Annotated in this window: 22 protein-coding genes; 15 read left to right on the top strand and 7 right to left on the bottom strand. The window is 55.9% G+C overall.

From position 1 onward, the window contains the following. Window positions 1–2: 2 nt before the first annotated feature. Genes V8L73_RS19530 through V8L73_RS19495 form a run of 8 tightly spaced genes read left to right on the top strand, consistent with a single transcriptional unit; the run spans window position 3 to window position 5,226 of the window. On the top strand, window positions 3–740 hold the full coding sequence (locus tag V8L73_RS19530; RefSeq protein WP_347253797.1) for a 4'-phosphopantetheinyl transferase family protein: 738 nt from the start codon (window positions 3–5) through the stop codon (window positions 738–740). 41 nt (window positions 741–781) lie between these two features. After that, on the top strand, window positions 782–1,204 hold the full coding sequence (locus V8L73_RS19525; RefSeq protein ID WP_347253796.1) for a hypothetical protein: 423 nt from the start codon (window positions 782–784) through the stop codon (window positions 1,202–1,204). A 46-nt stretch (window positions 1,205–1,250) separates the two neighbouring features. Beyond that, a complete protein-coding gene (locus V8L73_RS19520) occupies window positions 1,251–2,903 on the top strand; it encodes a hypothetical protein (protein WP_347253795.1) in 1,653 nt (550 codons plus the stop codon). Then, window positions 2,900–3,403, top strand: a complete 504-nt coding sequence (locus tag V8L73_RS19515) for a hypothetical protein (RefSeq protein WP_347253794.1) — start codon at window positions 2,900–2,902, stop codon at window positions 3,401–3,403. Before V8L73_RS19520 ends, V8L73_RS19515 begins: the two co-directional genes overlap by 4 nt. Beyond that, complete coding sequence (locus V8L73_RS19510) at window positions 3,403–3,873, top strand: YdcD family protein (RefSeq protein WP_347253793.1); 471 nt, start codon at window positions 3,403–3,405, stop codon at window positions 3,871–3,873. The genes V8L73_RS19515 and V8L73_RS19510 overlap by 1 nt, the downstream gene beginning before the upstream one ends. A gap of 56 nt (window positions 3,874–3,929) precedes the next feature. Beyond that, window positions 3,930–4,223 (top strand): hypothetical protein, encoded by a 294-nt coding sequence (locus V8L73_RS19505; RefSeq protein ID WP_347253792.1) that lies wholly within the window; start codon window positions 3,930–3,932, stop codon window positions 4,221–4,223. 45 nt (window positions 4,224–4,268) lie between these two features. After that, window positions 4,269–4,619: a hypothetical protein gene (locus V8L73_RS19500; RefSeq protein WP_347253791.1), complete on the top strand. Its 351-nt coding sequence runs from the start codon at window positions 4,269–4,271 to the stop codon at window positions 4,617–4,619. 22 nt (window positions 4,620–4,641) lie between these two features. Further along, window positions 4,642–5,226 (top strand): hypothetical protein, encoded by a 585-nt coding sequence (locus tag V8L73_RS19495; protein WP_347253790.1) that lies wholly within the window; start codon window positions 4,642–4,644, stop codon window positions 5,224–5,226. An 18-nt stretch (window positions 5,227–5,244) separates the two neighbouring features. On the opposite strand, the gene V8L73_RS19490 is transcribed toward V8L73_RS19495, so the two are convergent. The 3 genes from V8L73_RS19490 to V8L73_RS19480 are packed head-to-tail and all read right to left on the bottom strand — an operon-like array spanning window position 5,245 to window position 7,522. Beyond that, window positions 5,245–5,481 carry a non-oxidative hydroxyarylic acid decarboxylases subunit D gene (locus tag V8L73_RS19490; protein WP_027273839.1) on the bottom strand — a complete coding sequence of 79 codons (237 nt, stop codon included), beginning with the start codon at window positions 5,479–5,481 and terminating at the stop codon, window positions 5,245–5,247. Then, window positions 5,481–6,917 (bottom strand): non-oxidative hydroxyarylic acid decarboxylases subunit C, encoded by a 1,437-nt coding sequence (locus V8L73_RS19485; RefSeq protein ID WP_027273840.1) that lies wholly within the window; start codon window positions 6,915–6,917, stop codon window positions 5,481–5,483. Before V8L73_RS19485 ends, V8L73_RS19490 begins: the two co-directional genes overlap by 1 nt. 11 nt (window positions 6,918–6,928) lie before the next feature. Further along, the gene (locus V8L73_RS19480; protein ID WP_027273841.1) at window positions 6,929–7,522 is read right to left on the bottom strand and encodes a non-oxidative hydroxyarylic acid decarboxylases subunit B; all 594 of its coding nucleotides are present in this window, start codon (window positions 7,520–7,522) and stop codon (window positions 6,929–6,931) included. A gap of 205 nt (window positions 7,523–7,727) precedes the next feature. Here V8L73_RS19480 and V8L73_RS19475 point away from each other — a divergent pair, with 205 nt between their 5' ends. Then, window positions 7,728–8,150, top strand: a complete 423-nt coding sequence (locus V8L73_RS19475; RefSeq protein ID WP_347253789.1) for a MarR family transcriptional regulator — start codon at window positions 7,728–7,730, stop codon at window positions 8,148–8,150. A 48-nt stretch (window positions 8,151–8,198) separates the two neighbouring features. Here V8L73_RS19475 and V8L73_RS19470 read toward each other — a convergent pair whose 3' ends face one another. Continuing rightward, complete coding sequence (locus V8L73_RS19470; RefSeq protein WP_027273843.1) at window positions 8,199–9,533, bottom strand: NCS2 family permease; 1,335 nt, start codon at window positions 9,531–9,533, stop codon at window positions 8,199–8,201. A 282-nt stretch (window positions 9,534–9,815) separates the two neighbouring features. Between V8L73_RS19470 and yieH the strand changes: the two genes are divergently transcribed. Further along, window positions 9,816–10,484, top strand: coding sequence for a 6-phosphogluconate phosphatase (gene yieH, locus V8L73_RS19465; RefSeq protein WP_347253788.1), 669 nt, complete (start codon window positions 9,816–9,818; stop codon window positions 10,482–10,484). A 124-nt stretch (window positions 10,485–10,608) separates the two neighbouring features. Continuing rightward, window positions 10,609–11,853: a multidrug efflux MFS transporter MdtG gene (gene mdtG, locus V8L73_RS19460; RefSeq protein ID WP_347253787.1), complete on the top strand. Its 1,245-nt coding sequence runs from the start codon at window positions 10,609–10,611 to the stop codon at window positions 11,851–11,853. Between the two features lie 4 nt (window positions 11,854–11,857). Here mdtG and V8L73_RS19455 read toward each other — a convergent pair whose 3' ends face one another. From V8L73_RS19455 to V8L73_RS19445, 3 genes are all read right to left on the bottom strand, one after another. Further along, window positions 11,858–12,610 carry an amino acid ABC transporter permease gene (locus V8L73_RS19455; RefSeq protein ID WP_027273846.1) on the bottom strand — a complete coding sequence of 251 codons (753 nt, stop codon included), beginning with the start codon at window positions 12,608–12,610 and terminating at the stop codon, window positions 11,858–11,860. A 2-nt stretch (window positions 12,611–12,612) separates the two neighbouring features. Further along, window positions 12,613–13,350, bottom strand: a complete 738-nt coding sequence (locus tag V8L73_RS19450; protein ID WP_347253786.1) for an amino acid ABC transporter permease — start codon at window positions 13,348–13,350, stop codon at window positions 12,613–12,615. A 328-nt stretch (window positions 13,351–13,678) separates the two neighbouring features. After that, window positions 13,679–14,524: an ABC transporter substrate-binding protein gene (locus V8L73_RS19445; protein WP_261832782.1), complete on the bottom strand. Its 846-nt coding sequence runs from the start codon at window positions 14,522–14,524 to the stop codon at window positions 13,679–13,681. A gap of 328 nt (window positions 14,525–14,852) precedes the next feature. Between V8L73_RS19445 and gatZ the strand changes: the two genes are divergently transcribed. From gatZ to V8L73_RS19425, 4 genes are all read left to right on the top strand, one after another. Further along, entirely contained in the window at window positions 14,853–16,115 is a 1,263-nt protein-coding gene (gatZ, locus tag V8L73_RS19440) for a tagatose-bisphosphate aldolase subunit GatZ (RefSeq protein ID WP_261832781.1), read from the top strand. Between the two features lie 4 nt (window positions 16,116–16,119). Continuing rightward, window positions 16,120–16,569 carry a PTS galactitol transporter subunit IIA gene (gene gatA / locus V8L73_RS19435; RefSeq protein WP_347253785.1) on the top strand — a complete coding sequence of 150 codons (450 nt, stop codon included), beginning with the start codon at window positions 16,120–16,122 and terminating at the stop codon, window positions 16,567–16,569. A gap of 64 nt (window positions 16,570–16,633) precedes the next feature. Beyond that, the gene (gatB, locus tag V8L73_RS19430; RefSeq protein WP_027273851.1) at window positions 16,634–16,918 is read left to right on the top strand and encodes a PTS galactitol transporter subunit IIB; all 285 of its coding nucleotides are present in this window, start codon (window positions 16,634–16,636) and stop codon (window positions 16,916–16,918) included. Between the two features lie 3 nt (window positions 16,919–16,921). Further along, on the top strand, window positions 16,922–18,304 hold the full coding sequence (locus V8L73_RS19425; protein WP_347253784.1) for a PTS galactitol transporter subunit IIC: 1,383 nt from the start codon (window positions 16,922–16,924) through the stop codon (window positions 18,302–18,304). Window positions 18,305–18,306 lie beyond the last annotated feature (2 nt).

The raw sequence follows: 18,306 nt of genomic DNA, 5'->3' as shown, positions 1-18,306 counted from the left end.
TTATGCCGCCGTCTCCTCATCTGACTATCGCCACCGTAAGACTGCCCGACGAATTCTGGCAGCCGCCCTCTTTACGGAGGCTGCCGCAAGCGCTGTTGACGCAGAGCGAGGCTCTTGCCCCTAAGCGGCGCAGTCAATTTTTAGCGGGGCGTTGGCTGCTGGCTGAGCTGATGCATCATCAATTTGGCTGCGCTCAGCTGCCCGAGATGGGAGAACCGGTCAACGGCAGGCCTTCGTTTTCCACCTCTTCTCTGCCGGACTTCAACCTGAGCCACAGCGGGCAGGATATGATGGTCGCGCTCGCACAGGGCTGCCGCGTCGGCGTCGACATAGAACAAAGCAGGCCGAGAAGAAAACTGATGGATCTGGCGCGCTACAGTTTCAGCGAGGAAGAGTGCCTTTGGCTGACTTCACTGCCAGAAAACCAGCAGGCTGACGGCTTCTGGCGGCTTTGGACGCTGCGGGAGTCGGTGCTGAAGCTGTCGGCCAAGGGCGTTTGGCAGATGAAGCAAATAGCCATTTCACCAGCACAGCGGCGTATCCATACGGACTTCGAGCCGCAGCCCTTTTGCTACGTTCAACAAAATAGCCACACCCTCTGGAGCGTCGCCTGCGATACTCTGCTTACGACAGAGCAAATCGACGTCTGGAGAATCGACGTCGATACGCTGGCGTTTTGCGTCGAACCGACGGACGGCCTTTTAACGTTTACCTCCTGCGCCGCTCGGGATAAGGTATAGCGATACAAACGTTTAACGCAACAGACAGGAATCCGCCGCCTTTGACAAACAGCACGATAACCGACGACCAGCGGCAGACGCAGGAGCTTCTTACCCAGCTTCACAACGCCGACTTCATCACCGACGGGCAGTATTCCATCGTCCGCCCGATGCTGCTGAGCCGCGCCGATCTGCGGTTCAATACCGCTCATCACCTTTTCTCCTGGCTGGTTGAGCAGGGGCTGGTGGACGACAGGGCCGACCGGCAGGCGGTTCAGGCCGAAATAGAACAAAGCGTCGAGCGAATTGAACAGGAAGAACGCCAAAGGCGCGGGGAAATACGTCAGGCTCGTCCCCATAACCGCCAGATACAAACCAAAGGTTATGAAACCCCGTTCTACGTAAAATTTTTAATCGGGATCACTATTACGTTTTTCTCCCTCATCGCCGTTGCGATCGTTATCACCCTCGTTTCTCCAAGCTAGGTTAAGATAGGCCGTCCACAACGCAGGAAATAAAAAGAGAAAAGGAATGTCCGACAGCCAACGAAGAACCCAACTGCTTGACCGCCTGTTTGAGCGCCAGATTATCACCGCCGATCAGCTTAGCCGGGGCAAGCTCTACCTCCAGTTTATCTCCCACGTTGGGTTCGACACCGAAGAGGGCGCGATTGACTGGCTGCTGGAAAACCGCATTATCAGCGAACGGCCTGCGGTTCAAAGTGAGGTGCTTCAGCAGCCACAGGAAAGCGCAGCGCCAGACGTCGTCGAGGCACAACCAGAATTAGAACCCGAGTCTGAATCAGAGCCAGAGCCAGAGCCAGAGCCAGAGCCAGAGCCAGAGCCAGAGCCAGAGCCAGAGCCAGAGCCAGAGCCAGAGCCAGAGCCAGAGCCAGAGCCAGAGCCAGAGCCAGAGCCAGAGCCAGAGCCAGAGCCAGAGCCAGAGCCAGAGCCAGAGCCAGAGCCAGAGCCAGAGCCAGAGCCAGAGCCAGAGCCAGAGCCAGAGCCAGAGCCAGAGCCAGAGCCAGAGCCAGAGCCAGAGCCAGAGCAGGAGGCTATCGCCCATAATTCCTTAACGCAAGCGCCGCAGCGCGACGTCGAGGCAAATTCTGACGCCGACGCGCAGGCTCTGGTGCTTGAACGGCTGATGCTGCTTTACTACTCCGGCACCCTTAACCAACGCTCGTTACAGAAAGCCAAAAAGGCGCTGGACGAGCAGCCACCGCTGCATTTTAACGATGACGACGAGCTGCTGGCCTGGCTGGAAGCGCGGGAATTAGTAAAAAAAGCGCCGGAGAGAAAAGAAGCGCCGAAAAAAGCCAAAAAGAAAAAGGCCGTGCCCCCTGCTTCTCTCAAAAATGCGCAGCGCCAGCCCGCTACGCCCGCAGCGCAGGCGCCAAAGAAAAAGCGCGGCTGTATGGGTAAGCTTATTCTTATTACGCTGGCTCTCGGCGCTATTATCTATTTTTTATTCTATTCCGAGCCTGACGTACCGGAATGCCATAATCCGGAAGCCAAAACTCAGCTGAGCCAGCAGTTTGAATACAGCTACAGGGACAAGGAAAAAACGCAGGCGGCCGGAGGCAACGGTAAAAACGACGCCACCTTTATCTTCGCCTCAGTATCAGACCTAACCGAAACCGGTTACGACAGCATGTCCGGTCAGCGGCAGTGCGAGGCGACCGTCACCTACAAAGAGGCTACCGTTATCGGCGGCCAAAAAAACCTCACCGGTAAAATCGGCTATACCGTCGACCAGGACGGCCACGTCGACATCCATCAGGGAAAAGAGGCGCTCATTGAACGCGTCAAAGAGGCCAACCTGAAAAACTATGTGTTCATCCAAGAAAAACAAAAAATCGGCGAAGCCTTCATGGCAGGGCTTAGGCAGCTGGACAGCTACCTGATTGAAACACAGGGCGATCCCGATCGCCCTCCGATGAAAAAACTCGTGCGCTGGATAAACTTCACCGGAGAGTGTCGCCCAATGGAAGGGGAAGAGAGCGAACGCTATCTGTGCCCACTGCGGGTTAAATACGCCGACAGCGCCGACGAGCAGGCCAAGACCTTCATCTTCAACTTTGACATGCCCGTTATGCGCAAAGACGGCAGCTGGTACCCTACAGCCCAGTTTTTCAGCCTGTTTTTGGACGCGCTGGAAAAGGAAAAGCAGAGCAAGCCGTGAAAATAAAAGTAGTTTTATGCCTGCTGGCGCTGCTCGCCGCCGGCTGGCACTGGCGCCATATCGCACAGTTTGTCAGCAATCTAACGAGTAAAAAAGAAGCGGTAGAAATTTACGCCGCAGATATGCGCTACGCCTGCGGCGGCTGTACGACTTACCGTATTGAACGCGTGGGTGAAAATACGGTGGACGGCTGCCAATCGCAAGACTATCAGCAGGAAGAAGCGTGCCGTAACGACGGCAGCGTGCTGCCGGGCCGGGAGTTTTGTATAGAATTTCCATCCGCGAAAGCAGAAGAGCGCTTCACGGCCCAGAACAATTTTCCGGCCTGCAACCTTTATAAGCTTAAAGGCTATGCAAAGAAAAACTATCTCCCTGAATTAGAGCGAGTAGCCCCTTACTATTTTGTTATTAGCGAATATAGGGTGATTACCGATGAAAAATGCGCGGCCGAATGGGAGAAAGGGCGCGAACTGGCTATTCGAGAATGGGAGCAACAATAGTGTCAACTCAAAGCCTTCTGAGGCAGATCATTCCGTTTGCCGCCGCTCTCTTTATTGCTTTAACCGCTTTAGGGTTCTATCGCCTTTTTGCCCCAAAAGAAGATACGAATTTGCAGTTTTACGGCAGCTCAACCATTGAGCAGGTCAAAGCCCTCGCCGCAGGCCGGAAAAAGGCGTTTATCGTTTTGGAAGACCAGTTTGCCGAACGAGGCCGCGGCCATTTTTTCACCGCGAAGATTGAGAGCTATCCAACGGAGTGCGGCGACGTAGATGTCCGGCTGTCATTTTTTAACAATCAGCTCTATTACCTCGCGTTGGAAAACGTTCCCGAGACAAAAAACATTCCCCGCTGTTCGAAGCAGCAGCAAAAACATGTGAACGGCAATATCACCATCAGGGGCAAAACGGTAAGCTACAATAATCCGGCCATTGAGGAAAAATTGGATCGGTGGATAAGAAAATGGTCATAACTAATAAACCTCTCCTCGCCCGAGTTATTAAAATCGGCTAGATGATTTTCACTTTTATGATTCTTATTGTCGCGCTGATAAAATACGAACCGCAGGGCGATATTATTATTTTTCTTATCTACGCCATGATGCTGCTTTCATTCCCTTCCGGCCTGCTGGCATCGCTCGCTGCCGCTCTTATTGGGTATCTTTTGTATCGCCTAAATATAGATATCGCCTACTCAGATAGCGGGGGCTACGTTGAGATCGTATTTACCTGGCTGATGTTCTTTATTGCCGGCTACTGGCAGTGGTTTATATTTTTTCCCCGACTTTGGAAAAACGTGCGCCTGAAAAAAAGAAAGGTTTAGAATACGCGCTATCAAGGATTGACTTACCAAACGGAATAACTCGGCATGTTTCAGAAATATGTTATCAACGGCGCAAGAGCGCTGTGGCTATTGCTAAGCCTCGTCATTTTAGCATTTCTTATGCATCGGCTAGGCGAACTTACCGACATGAGGGACATCAGCGAGATCGTTGGCATTATGGTGCTGGCCATGATTATCGTCTGCGCGCCGCTAAGCAGCGCCGCCTTCGCGCTTATTGCGCTGATAGGCCTACTCTCGGAACTATGCTTTCCTGACGGAAAGAGCGTCATTACGAATAAATACCTGATGCTCTTTCTGGTATGGCTGCCGTTTTTTATCTCAGGCTACGTTCAGTGGTTTGTTGCCGTTCCTCGGTTGTTTAAAAAAACGCCCTGAGACGGCGACTGTAGACAATACGATGACGACGCAAAAATTTGAAGAAGTGCTTAACGACCTGTACGACGCGGTATTTTTGGGCGATCCCGACCTATTGCTGCAATATCAACGCGAAAACGGGCTGCCGAGCGACCTGCTGTGCGAATTTACCACGCAGGATTCAGGCGATGACGTCGTTGAAAAAGGCGTTATTATCCCCATCCGGGGCATCGACAGGCCCTACACAGTGTATTTCAACGTTGACGGCGAAGCGCCAGAGCTGCTGAAGCAGGGAAATCAGCTGCAACACAAACAGAACGGCTACCTTCTCACCGTCGGCGACGGAGACATCTATCTTTATACGGTTCCCTACCTGAAAAACTTCACGCAGGAAGCTATAAGCAGCCTGAAGCAGCATCGAAAAGAGAAAATAAGTCTGAAAAAAGGGCTTTACGCCGTGACCATCCTCGGCGGATTTACCCTTCAGTCATACGAGATAGCGGACAAGAGCGGAAAAACGGTCGCCGTCGACTCAATGGACCCAACGCTGGAATTTCTCATTGAGTCCGTCGGCGAAAACGCACCGTTTACCGCCGACGTTAACTATGATTTCAGCCTGAGCGACTGAAACACGAATGAAACCGAATTAACGGCTTCCTTCCGCCAGCAGCGGCGGCACTGTCGGCACCTGCGGCGCGTCGTCAATGTCCTTTTGCGTCATCTTAAACGCCTCAGGGTAGTGCTCGCGGCTGGTACGGCGCAGAGGTTCGGTGGAGCGCCAGGTGTACAGGCAGTGTTGGCACTGGTGCACCGTCCAGACGTTGGGCACCGGAGAGGTCGCCATCAGTTCAATGTGGTCATCGCCACAGCGTGGGCAAATCATCATGCATCCTCCTTCTTGTTCGCCAGCATCGCGTTCAGTTTCTCAATCCAGCCCTTGGTTTCCGGCAGGTCGCGCACCGGCTGGCTGTAGTGGCCGCGGTTATCCGGCGCGACCGGCGTGGTGGCGTCGATAATCAGCTTGTCGGTAATGCCCGCGGGCGAAGAGCCGGGATCGAGTTCCAGCACCGACATGTTGGGCAACTGCACTAAATCCCCCGCCGGGTTAACCTTGGACGAGATAGCCCACATCACCTGCGGCAGGTTGAACGGGTCGACGTCCTCATCCACCATGATGACAATCTTCACATAGCCTAGCCCGTGCGGCGTAGTCATGGCGCGTAGCCCCACCGCGCGGGCAAAGCCGCCGTAGCGCTTCTTGGTGGAGATAATCGCCAGCAGGCCGTGAGTGTACATGGCGTTCACCGCCTGCACTTCCGGGAACTCGGCCTTCAGCTGCTGATAGAGCGGTACGCAGGTCGCCGGCCCCATCAGATAGTCGATTTCGGTCCAGGGCATGCCCAGATAGAGCGATTCAAAGATCGGCTTGGTACGGTAGCTGACCTTGTCGATGCGAACCACCGTCATGTTGCGCCCGCCGGAGTAGTGGCCGGTAAACTCGCCGAACGGCCCTTCGATTTCCCGCTTGCGGCCTTCGATCACCCCTTCCAGAATAACCTCTGAGCCCCAAGGCACGTCAAACCCGGTCAGCGGCGCGGTGGCGATAGGATAGGAGGAGCCGCGCAGCGCACCCGCCATCTCGTATTCGGACTGATCGTACTTCAGCGGCGTCGCCCCCATCAGGGTAATGATCGGATCGTTACCGAGCGTAATGGCGACCGGCAGGTCCTCTCCGCGCTCTTCCGCCTTGTGCAGGTGCAGCGCGATGTCGTGCATCGGCACCGGCTGTAGGCCAAGCTTGCGCTTGCCCTTCACTTCCATACGGTAAATACCGACGTTTTGCTTGCCGAAGTGGTCCGGGTCCAGCGGATCGCGAGAAACCACGCAGGCCTTGTCGAGGTAGAATCCGCCGTCGCCGTCGTTTAAACGAAACAGGGGTAGAATGTCGAACAGGTTGATATCTTCACCGTCGACGCTGTTTTCCGCCCAGGGCGGATTATCGCGACGAACCGGCGCAACCGGGAAGGTTTCCCAGCGGCGGATAAATTCATCAATCTGTTCTTTGGTGCCGGTGTTCGGCGGTAGCCCCATCGCGATAGCGTGGTTCTTCCAAGAGCCCAGCGTGTTAAGCGCCACGCGCGCGTCGGTAAAGCCCTCGATGTTGTCAAACCACAGCGCGGGCGCGCCTTCGCCGATGCGGCCGGTCGCGTTGGCGGCGGCGGCGAGATCCGGCTCCGCTTTTACCTGCTCCTCAATTTTGAGCAGCTGCCCGTGCTCTTCTAACGCGCGCAGATAGCTGCGCAAATCGTCAAATGCCATCTTTATCTCCTTTAGTTGATATCGCCACTTGACCGACGCGTGTCGGACAGGCCCTGCCAGCGCTTGGCGCCAGGGTGTTCCAGCCCAAACTGGTCAAGAATGCGAGCGATAATATGGTCGGTAACGTCGTCAATGGTCTTGGGGTGGTTGTACCAAGCGGGCATGGGCGGCACCATCGCCACGCCCATGTTCGACAGCGCTAACATGTTTTCCAGATGAATGGGGCTTAAGGGCGTTTCGCGCGGCACCAGCACTAGCCTGCGCCGCTCTTTAATCACCACGTCTGCGGCGCGCCCTACCAGCCCATCGGCGTAGCCGGCGCGAATGCCCGCCAGCGTCTTCATGCTGCAAGGGATAATCACCATGCCGTCGGTTTTAAACGAACCGGATGAAATCGCGGCGGCCTGATCGGCCGGGCTATAATAGGCGTCGGCCAGCGCCGCCACGTCGTGAATGGTCAACGACGTTTCCAGCTCAATCGTCGTTCTGGCCCACTTAGACACCACCAGGTGGGTTTCCACTTCGGGAATGTTTTTCAGCGCCTTTAGCAAAGCAACGCCTAACGGCGCGCCGGTGGCGCCCGTCATCCCGACAATCAGTTTCATAACGGCTCCAGATTAATTTGTTCGTGTACGAACATTATGGTTGAATAATTTATCGCCGAGCGAAAAGGATGGCAAGAGAGAACGATAAAAAAGTTCTTGTGCGAATATTTCCAAAATGAAACATCCAATCGTTAACGTCACACGCTTGTTGAAATATACTTTGTTTATCTTTTTTCCTTCACCTAACGTCGAAAGAAGGAACGACATGGCAGCTAAACTCGAACACCTTGCTTTTCACCTGATGCGCCAGCTGTTTCAGGAACACACCTCTCAATGGCTTAAAGCCCTGCCCGATCTGACCAAACCGCAGTATGCAGTGATGCTCGCCGTCGCACAGCAGCCCGGCATCGAACAGATGGAGCTTATCAATGCCGCCGTCAGCACCAAGGCGACGCTGGCGGAAATGCTGGCCCGTATGGAAAAACGCGGATTTATCTTAAGAAAACGCACCAGCGAAGACAGGCGCAGGCGATTTATTTACCTGACGCCCGAAGGAGAAGCCGCGCTACAGGCGGCCATACCGATCGCCAACGGCGTAGACAGCGAGTTTTTATCGCGCCTGTCGCACCAGGAGCAGGGGGAATTGGTCACGTTTCTGAAGAAGTTGGTGGGAAAAGACGCGCTTTAGCTGCGCAAGTGAAAGAGCGCTCCGTGCGGAGCGCTCGCAATAAACAATCTAGTGGTCGACAAACACTATCTTAAACAGGAACAGCAGCGCGACGACCAGCACGCAGGGGCTGATTTCACGCCAGCGGCCCACACCCACCTTCATCACGCAGTAGGAGATAAAGCCCAGCGCGATGCCTTCGGTAATAGAGAAGGTGAACGGCATCATCACGGCGGTGATAAACGCCGGTGTCGCTTCCGTCAGATCGTTCCACTTCACGCGCGACAGGCTTGAAGTCATCAGCACGCCCACGTAGATAAGCGCCCCAGCAACGGCGTAGGGTTGAACCATCTTCGCCAGCGGCGAAAGGAAGATAACCAGCAGGAACAGCAGGCCAACGACGACCGCCGTAAGCCCGGTGCGCCCGCCGACGGACACGCCCGATGAGCTTTCGATATAGGTAGAAATCGACGAGGTGCCGAGATAGGCGCCCGCCGTCGAGGTGATGCTGTCCACCAGCAGCGCCTGCTTCATGCGCGGGAACTTGCCGTTTTCATCCGCCAGCCCAGCCTTGTCGGTAACGGCGATAAGCGTACCCGAGGAGTCAAACAGGTTAATCAGCATGAAGGAGAAAATAATGCCCGCCAGGCCGATGTCCAGCGCGCCCTTCACGTCAACCTGGCCGATGATGCTGGCGATGCTCGGTGGTGCAGAAACCGTTCCCTGATAGGTGACGTCGCCGACGACGAGGCCAATGCCGGTTGTCACGACAATAGACACCAGCACCGCGGCATGGATGTTTTTCGCTGCCAGCACCGCGATGATAAAAAAGCCCAACACGCCGAGCGCCACCGGCAGCGAGGTCAGGTTGCCGATCGCCACCAGCGTATCCGGATTAGATACAATGATGCCGGCGTTTTTCAGCCCCATCATGCCGATAAACAGGCCGATACCGCTGGTGATCCCCACCCGCAGGCTGACCGGAATGCTGGCTATCATCCAGTAGCGGATGCGAAACAGCGTCAACAGAAGAAAACCGAACGAACCCCAGAAAATGGCGCCCATCGCCACCTGCCAGGAATGCCCCATCGCGCCGACCACCACGAAGGCGAAGAAGGCGTTGAGCCCCATCGCCGGCGCTAACGCCACCGGCAGGTTAGCCAAAACGCCCATAAAGATGCTGCCAAACGCAGCCACCAGGCAGGTGGTAACAAAAACCGCCTCGGTATCCATCCCCGCAACGCCCAAAATCTGTGGGTTGACGAAGACGATATAGACCATGGTTAAAAACGTTGTAAAGCCGGCTACGATCTCGGTGCGAACGGTAGTGCCGTGCTGACGTAGCTGAAACACGCGCTCTAACAGCCCCCGCTCGGAGGTAGGGCCAGAAACCGGTTTGTTCATGTCGATATCCGAAGAAAAGTGTGAAGAGAAGGTAAAAAATCAAACCGCTAGATATACCAAAATAGGCAATCGATTGCATGGTTTATTTTCATTATCAGGCATGTCCTTTAGGATAGGCCAGCCTCGTTCGCGCTTTCAAGCCGCGGGCGTAAAGACAAAAAGCTAAAATAAACAGACGGCTATCATTTACGATACGGGTGTTCTACTATCTATGGACACGCTCTTTTCTCAATAGCGCGCCGCCGCCGCGCAGCGGCCCGTACGAAAAATAAGGAATTAAAAATGCAACCGGTTGAGTGCGTTCTGTTTGACTGCGACGGAACGCTGGTCGACAGCGAAATTCTTTGCTGCGAGTCGTTTTCCATCGTGTTTAACCACTACGGCATCCCGCTTTCAACTCAGGAGTGCGTTTTACGCTTCAAGGGCACCAACCTTTATCAGGTGTTTGCCGAAGTGAGAAAAGAGTACGAGCTTACTCAAAGCGACGAACAGTTGGAAAAAGAGTATCGCCAAAACATGGCGGTGCTGTTTGAACAGCGCCTCGAGCCCATTGACGGCGTAAGATCGCTTTTGGAGGGCATTCGCGTGCCGATGGCGGTCGTCTCCAACGGGCCGGTCAGCAAAATGCAGCACTCACTTGGGCTTACTCACCTGCTCGACTTCTTTGGCGAAAGGCTCTACAGCGCCTTCGACATCCAGCGCTGGAAGCCCGATCCGGCGCTTCTGGCCTTCGCCTGCGGCGGCCTTAACGTCGAGCTGGAAAAATGCATACTGGTGGAAGACTCGGTTTCCGGCGCCAACGCGGGCATTGCGGCGGGCATTCCGGTATTTTACTACTGCGCCGATCCCCACTCGCACCCCATCCACCACCCGCTGGTGACGCCCTTTTATCATATGAATGAGCTACCTGCGCTGTGGAAAGCCCGAGGCTGGAATATTTATCAGGGCTAAACTTGACGTAGCCCCCATTTTCGGAGGTCAGACCCGTTTTAAAAGAGTGGCATTAATGGCAACTTAAGCCAATACCCACTTAAATTATGATAAGCGGCCATTTACTTTCGTTTGCAGGTTACTCATGACGACAGAACCCGAAACCATCACCGTCTCAGCCGTTAACTGGCAGCGCAACCTTTACGTTGTCTGGCTAGGGTGCTTTCTGACCGGGGCGGGGTTCAGTCTGGTAATGCCGTTTTTGCCCCTGTACGTGGAGCAGCTTGGCATCACCGGCCACGCGGAGCTTAACCTGTGGTCCGGCGTCGCATTCAGCATTACCTTCCTGTTTTCTGCCATTGCATCACCGTTTTGGGGCGGCTTGGCCGACCGGCGCGGCAGAAAAGTCATGCTGCTGCGCTCGGCGCTGGGAATGGCCATCATCATGATGCTGATGGGATTTGCGCAAAACGTCTGGCAGTTTCTTATTCTGCGGGCGCTGCTCGGCGTATTGGGCGGTTTTGTGCCGAACGCCAACGCGCTTATCGCCACGCAGGTGCCAAGAAACCGCAGCGGCTGGGCGCTGGGGACGCTGTCGACGGGTGCTGTCAGCGGCGCGCTGCTGGGCCCGATTATCGGCGGCTTTCTGGCGGACCGCTACGGCCTGCGCCCGGTGTTCTTCATCACCGCCGGCGTGCTGCTGGTCTGTTTTCTGCTGACGCTGTTTACGGTTAAAGAGCAGTTCGTGCGCGTTCACAAGAAGGACATGCTCAGCGGCCGTCAGGTCTTCGCCTCGCTCAAGCGGCCCAAGCTGGTGCTGGGGCTGTTTATCACCACCATGATCATTCAGGTCGCTACCGGCTCTATCGCGCCCATTCTTACGCTGTACGTGCGCGACATTGCGGGCAACATCAACAACCTGGCGTTCGTCAGCGGGTTTATCGCTTCGGTGCCGGGCTTCGCCGCCCTGCTGAGCGCGCCGCGCCTGGGCAAGCTTGGCGACCGCATCGGGCCGGAGCGCATTCTGGTCGCTATGCTGATATTTTCGATACTGGTGCTGCTGCCGATGTCTATCGTGCAAAGCCCGTGGCAGCTGGCGGTTTTACGCTTTTTGTTAGGCATCGCCGACGGCGCGCTGCTGCCGGCCGTTCAGTCCTTGCTTATCTATCAGTGCAGTAATCAGGTGGCGGGCAGGATATTCAGCTACAACCAGTCGTTTCGAGACATCGGCAACGTCAGCGGCCCGCTTTTAGGCTCTACCGTAGCCGCCAGCCTCGGCTTTCGCGCGGTGTTTGTCTTTACGGCGCTGGTAGTGCTGTTTAACGCCGTTTATTCCTACTGGTTCCTGGCCAGAAAGGCGCACGACGCGCCTTCTGAACAGGAAGAGTAGCCTTCTACAGCGCTCTGGCGCCGGTCTTTATCGGCAGCAGAAACCGCCAAAGCGAACGGGAGCGCGCCGCTCCCTTGCCTGCGACGGCGTAGCGCCTGCTGAGCGCGTTGGCGACGACGTCGAGCGTCAGGCAAAACAGGAAGTAGACCAGCGCGATAAACAAGAACACCTCCGTCGGATAAACCATGCTGCGGTTATTGACCTGCGTAGCGAGGAACGTCAGTTCGCCGACGCCGACCACGTAGGCCAGCGAGGTGTCCTTTATCAGCGATATCCACTGGTTGATAAACGAAGGCACCATCATGCGCAGCGCCTGAGGCAAAACGATGTGCCACAGCACCTGCCAGCGGTTAAACCCGAGAGAAAGCCCCGCCTGCCACTGCCCGGCGCCGATGGCGATAATGCCCGCTTTGACGCCGTGAGCCAGATAGGCGGCTGAAATCAGCGCCAGGGCGCAAATCACCGACGTAATGGCCGGGATATCGACGCCAAACAGCATCGGCAGCATGAAGTAGGCCCAAAAGATCAGCATAATGACGGGAATGGCGCGAAAAAAGCCTAAAACGGCGGCCAACAGCCCGCCAATCCAGCCGCGAAACATCGCAAGCCACACGCCGAAGATGACGCCCAGCACGGCCGACGCGACGCCCGCTATCAGGCTGATAATCAGCGTAAGCGCCGCACCGCCCAGCGGGCCGTCCGGGTAGGCGCCCCACAGCAGGTAGTCCAGATTGTCATAAATCACTGAGAAATCCATCCCTAACGCCTCCCCTTCGCCAACAGGCGATGTTCATACCACATGCCCCACGCTTCCATCAGGGCGATAGTAACGATATACAGCACCGTCGCCACGCCAAAGGCCTGAAACGCCCGCAGGGTTTCCGTTTCCACCTGACGCGACGCGTAGGACAGCTCCGCCACGCCTATTGCCATCGCCAGCGACGTGCTTTTGACGATGTTCATGTACTGGCCGAGCAGCGGGGGAAAGGCGATTTTTATCGCCTGAGGCAAAATCACAAAGCGCATGGACTGCCAGCCGGTGAGCCCAAGCGCCAGCGCGGCGTTTTTCTGACCGGCCGCCACGCCGCGGATGCCGGAGCGGATCTCTTCGGCGATAAACGCAGAAAAGTAGACCGTCAGGCCGAAGACGGCGGAAATGAATTCAAACGAAGGCCACGCGACGGTCACGCCAAAAAGCGTCGCCTCGTGCGGCGTATTCAGCCAAGGGATAACGCCCTCCGGCAGCAGCTTGCCGACGCCGAAGTACCAGAAGAACAGCTGTACCAGCAGGGGCGTGTTGCGAAACAGCGTGCAGAAGGCCACGGAGGGCAGGCGCAGCAACGCAAGGCGGCTGTCGCGCGCGCCGGCGACGATGGCGCCCAGGAGCGTCGCTGCAACGATAGATACCGCAGACAGCCCGAGCGTCAGCAGGAATCCGTCCCACAGCCAGCCCAGATACTGGGGGACCATTAGCCATTGGGTTATTTTTTCGGTCATTTTTTATTGTCCGCAGGGGCATTTGGCCGGGGCCAGAAGCTCAAAAGGGGACTCGTTGTGAGTCCCTCTTGGTTGTTAATTAACTATTCTAATCGGCTTCAGCGGATATTCCGGCCGAAAGTACATTGTGCTTATATCGCCATTATGCTCGGCCGGGAGGGCGCCTCTATTAGCATTGGGCGTGCGGCGGGCCTAGCCCTCCTACGGGCGCTTCGTTGGCTTACGCCAAGTCGACCCCAACGGAGGCCTCTCCCGCCGTTTGACTCCGAAACTCATCCAAAAGCGCTTTATCCGTAATCTGAGGGACTCGCCTTGAGTCCCTTTCTTATCAACCCTTCGACGGATCCGGTTCTACTGGGCCGAACTTGAAGTCGCCGCGGGGCATGGCGGATTTGGTTTCGGGGCCGAACCAGCGGTCGTAGATTTTCACCGCTTGGCCGTCTTTTTCCAGATCCAGCAGCACTTTGTTGACCGCTTCAGTCAGGCGGGTTTCGCCTTTGGTCACGCCGACGCCCTGATACTCTTTGGTGATGCTAAACGGAGAAATCTCGAAGTCGGCTTTTACGGCGTCCGGCAGGTTGGCCAGCAGGCCTACCAGCTTGGCGTCGTCCTGAGTAATGGCCTGGACGTTGCCGTTGCGCAGCGCGGTAAAGGCGACCGGGGTATCGTCATAAGAGATCACTTTCGCCGTCGGGTACTTGTCGCGCAGGGTGATTTCCTGAACGGTGCCCTTGTCGGCGCCAATGCGAAGCTTGGCGATGTCGTCAGGCTGCTTCAGCACGCCTTTACGGGCGATGAACTTCTGCCCGGTGGCGAAGTAGGGCACGCTGAAATCAACCTCTTTGGCACGCTGCGGGGTAATGGTGAAGTTGGCAGCGATAAGATCCACCTTCTTGGAGGCCAGCAGCGGGATGCGGTTAGCCGGGTTGGTGGCCTTCAGCTCAACCTTCACGCCCAGCGCCTTGCCGATGGCGTTGGCGATATCGACGTCATAACCCACGATTTGCTTGCTCTTGGCATCAACGTAGCCAAACGGCGGGTTGCTGTCGAATACCGCAATGTTGATAACGCCTGCTTTTTGAATGTCGTCGAGCTGGTCCGCCTGAGCGATGCCGGCGACGCCTGCCAGCCCAGCGGCCAGTGCGAATGATAAAGCGCGAAGTTTGAGAGCCATGTTTGCCATCCTAAAGAAATAGTTATTGTTGACGAAGCCGTTGATGATGAGTTAATCGCAGGCGAAACGAGAAGTGAAATAACATAAACGGCTTTGATATTCTTTTTGGTTATAACTCACGAACTTTCCCACCTTTTTCTGCCGTACTCTTGGCGCTCAAACTTTCGATTCTTTCGATAATCAGCTTCAACACGCCAAATAACTTTCGAATATTAACCGCAACTTTCATTTTATTCGATTTAGATCACAATTCGAAAACTCACAGCTTGAACAACTTTCGATTCATTACGATTATGCTTTCATCATCAGACGAAGAAGTGAATGAAAAATGAAAGAGATCGTCAAACAGCACAAACAGCACGGCGCGCAGGGGATTTGTTCAGTGTGCTCCGCTCACCCTCGCGTCATTGAAGCCGCGCTGCACTTCGATTTGAATACCAACCGAAAAGTACTGATTGAAGCGACCTCCAATCAGGTCAATCAGTTCGGCGGCTATACGGGCATGACGCCCAAGGATTTTCGCCTGTTTGTTTACGCCATTGCCGACCGGTTGGGATTCCCCCACGATCGCATTATTCTGGGCGGCGACCACCTGGGGCCAAACTGCTGGCAGAACGAACCGGCTGAAGTCGCAATGCAAAAGGCGCAGACGCTGGTCGCCGACTACGTTAAGGCCGGCTTTAGCAAAATCCACCTTGATGCTTCGATGTCCTGCGCGGGTGACGCCGTTCCGCTGGATCCGGACGAAGTCGCTTCTCGCGCGGCTCGCCTGTGTAAAGCGGCGGAAGAGGCTGCGACCGAAGAGCAAAAGCGGCAGCTGACCTATGTTATCGGCACCGAGGTCCCGGTTCCCGGCGGTGAGGCGTCGGCCATTAACGAAATCCACGTTACGACGCAAAAAGACGCCGCTTACACCATCGAATCACACCAAAAGGCGTTTCGCGCGCTGGGATTGGATGACGCTATCTCTCGCATCGTCGCCGTCGTCGTTCAACCGGGCGTCGAATTCGACCACTCGCAGGTTATTCTTTATCAACCCGAAAAGGCCAAGGCGCTGTCCGACTTTATCGAATCAACGCCGCTGGTGTATGAAGCGCACTCTACCGACTACCAGACCAAAGCCAGCTACCGCAGCCTGGTCAACGACCACTTCGCCATTCTGAAGGTCGGCCCGGCGCTCACCTTCGCGCTGCGCGAAGCCATCTTCTCGCTGGCCCATATCGAAAAGGCGCTGATAGCGCCGGAAAAAAGCAGCCGGGTGCTGGAAGTTATCGACTCGGTAATGCTCGACGAGCCGGGCTACTGGAAAAAATACTACAGCGACGTCTTCAGCCACTCTCTGCTGGATATCCACTTCAGCCTGTCGGACCGCATTCGCTATTACTGGCCTCACCAGCGCATCAATCAAAGCGTCGATACGCTGATGGCCAATCTACAAAACGTCCGCATTCCCTTAGGATTAGTGAGCCAATACTTCGCCCAGCAGTTTGAACGGGTGATGGAAAACAAGCTGCGCCTGACGCCTGAAAATCTGGTGATGGACAAAATTCAGGACGTTCTGCGCGCCTATGCGTACGGCTGTGGAGAATAACCCCATGCAACAAAGCAAGATTTTAATTCGTACCGGAATCAAGTTTGCTGACGATATCGACGCGCTTCACCACATCGGCGAAACGCTGCTTAACGCGGGCGTAGTGAAAGCGAGCTACCCGTCAGCATTATTAGAGAGAGAAGCGACCTACCCGACCGGCATCGCGCTGGAACAGCACGCGGTCGCCATCCCTCACTGTGAAGCAACCCACGCAAACGAGCCGGCTATCTACCTTATCCGCCCCGATAAGCCGGTCTCTTTTTATCAGGCGGATGACGACGGTACGGTGCCGGCCAGGCTGATTATCGCTCTGGTCGTGACCCACCCGGACAGGCAGCTGGCGCTTTTAAGAAGGCTGTTCGGCGCGCTTCAGGACAGCGCGTTTCTGGACGCCTTGCTGGCCGCGCCGGAAGACGACATGGCAACGCTGTTTTCTCAGGCGGTGCTTCATTGATCGTCGTTTACATTCTATTCCAAGGCTAAGTCATCCCTACAACACAATAACAAGAGGTTTAACCGTGAAACGAAAAGTTATCGTCGCCTGTGGCGGCGCTGTCGCTACCTCAACGCTGGCGGCGGAAGAGATTAAAGAACTCTGTGAAGCCCACAACATCAATCTGGAAATCATTCAGTGCCGGGTCAACGAAATCGACACCTATAAGGACGATGTGGACATGATCTGCACCACCGCCAAAGTGACCCAGACTTTCGGCGATATTCCTCTGGTCCACGGCATGCCTTTCGTTTCCGGCGTCGGTATGGACGCGCTGAAAGAGAAAATTCTGGGCATTCTGAAGGGGTAACCTATGTTTACAGAAATCATGCGTTACGTGCTCGACCTGGGCCCGACGGTTATGCTGCCCATCGTCGTCATCCTTTTCTCGCTGCTGTTGAAGATGAAGCCGGGAGACGCCTTTAAATCAGGCATCCACATCGGCATCGGCTTTGTGGGCATCGGGCTGGTAATTGGCCTGATGCTGGACTCCATCGGCCCTGCCGCAAAGGCGATGGCGGAGGCGTTCGACATCAACCTGAAGGTGGTCGACATCGGCTGGCCTGGCTCTTCACCGATGACCTGGGCGTCTCAAATTGCGCTTATCGCCATTCCTGTCGCTATCGTGGTTAACCTGGTGATGCTGATGACGCGCATGACCCGCGTGGTCAACGTCGACATCTGGAACATCTGGCACATGACCTTTACCGGCGCGCTGGTGCACATCGCTACCGGCTCTTATGCGCTGGCCATCGTCGGCGTCGTGGTCCACGCCGCCTTCGTCTACAAGCTGGGGGACTGGTTTGCCAAAGACACGCGGGACTTCTTCGGCCTCGACGGCATCGCCATTCCGCACGGCACTTCCGCCTATCTGGGGCCAATTGCGGTGTTGGTTGACACCGTGATTGAAAAAATTCCCGGCCTTAACCGCATCCACTTCAGCGCCGACGATGTGCAAAAGCGTTTTGGCGCGTTCGGCGAGCCGGTCACCATCGGCTTTGTGATGGGGCTGGTCATCGGCCTGCTTGCCGGCTACGAGATAAAAGCGGTGCTGCAGCTGGCGGTAAAAACCGCAGCCGTCATGCTGCTGATGCCTCGCGTTATCAAGCCCATCATGGACGGCCTAACGCCGATTGCCAAACAGGCGCGCAGCCGCCTGCAGGCCAAGTTCGGCGGGCAGGACTTCCTGATAGGGTTAGACCCGGCGCTGCTGCTCGGCCACACGTCGGTGGTCTCCGCCAGCCTGATCTTTATTCCGCTGACCATTCTGATTGCGGTAGTCACGCCGGGCAACCAGGTGCTGCCGTTCGGCGACCTGGCGACTATCGGCTTCTTTGTCGCGATGGCGGTCGCCGTCCATCAGGGCAACCTGTTCCGCACCCTGATTTCCGGCGTCATCATTATGTCCATCACGCTGTGGATAGCTACGCAAACCATCGGTCTGCACACCCAGCTCGCCGCCAACGCCGGTTCTCTGACCGGCGACGGCAGCCTGGTCGCCTCAATGGATCAGGGCGGCTCTCCCATCACCTATCTGCTGGTACAGGCATTAACGTTGGAAAACGTGATTGGCCTGGTCGCCATCGGCGCGCTGTACGGCATCGGCATCTTCCTGACCTGGCGTAGGGCGAAGCGATTCGCCGCACAGGCGGAAAGCCCGGCCAACGTTCAGGTACAGGCCGCAGAGCAAAGCTAGCG

The sequence above is a fragment of the Leminorella grimontii genome, assembly GCF_039789245.1.
In the GTDB taxonomy this organism is placed as follows: domain Bacteria; phylum Pseudomonadota; class Gammaproteobacteria; order Enterobacterales; family Enterobacteriaceae; genus Leminorella; species Leminorella grimontii.
Note: the sequence above shows the minus strand (reverse complement) of the source record. Positions and strands in the feature narration are given on the sequence as shown.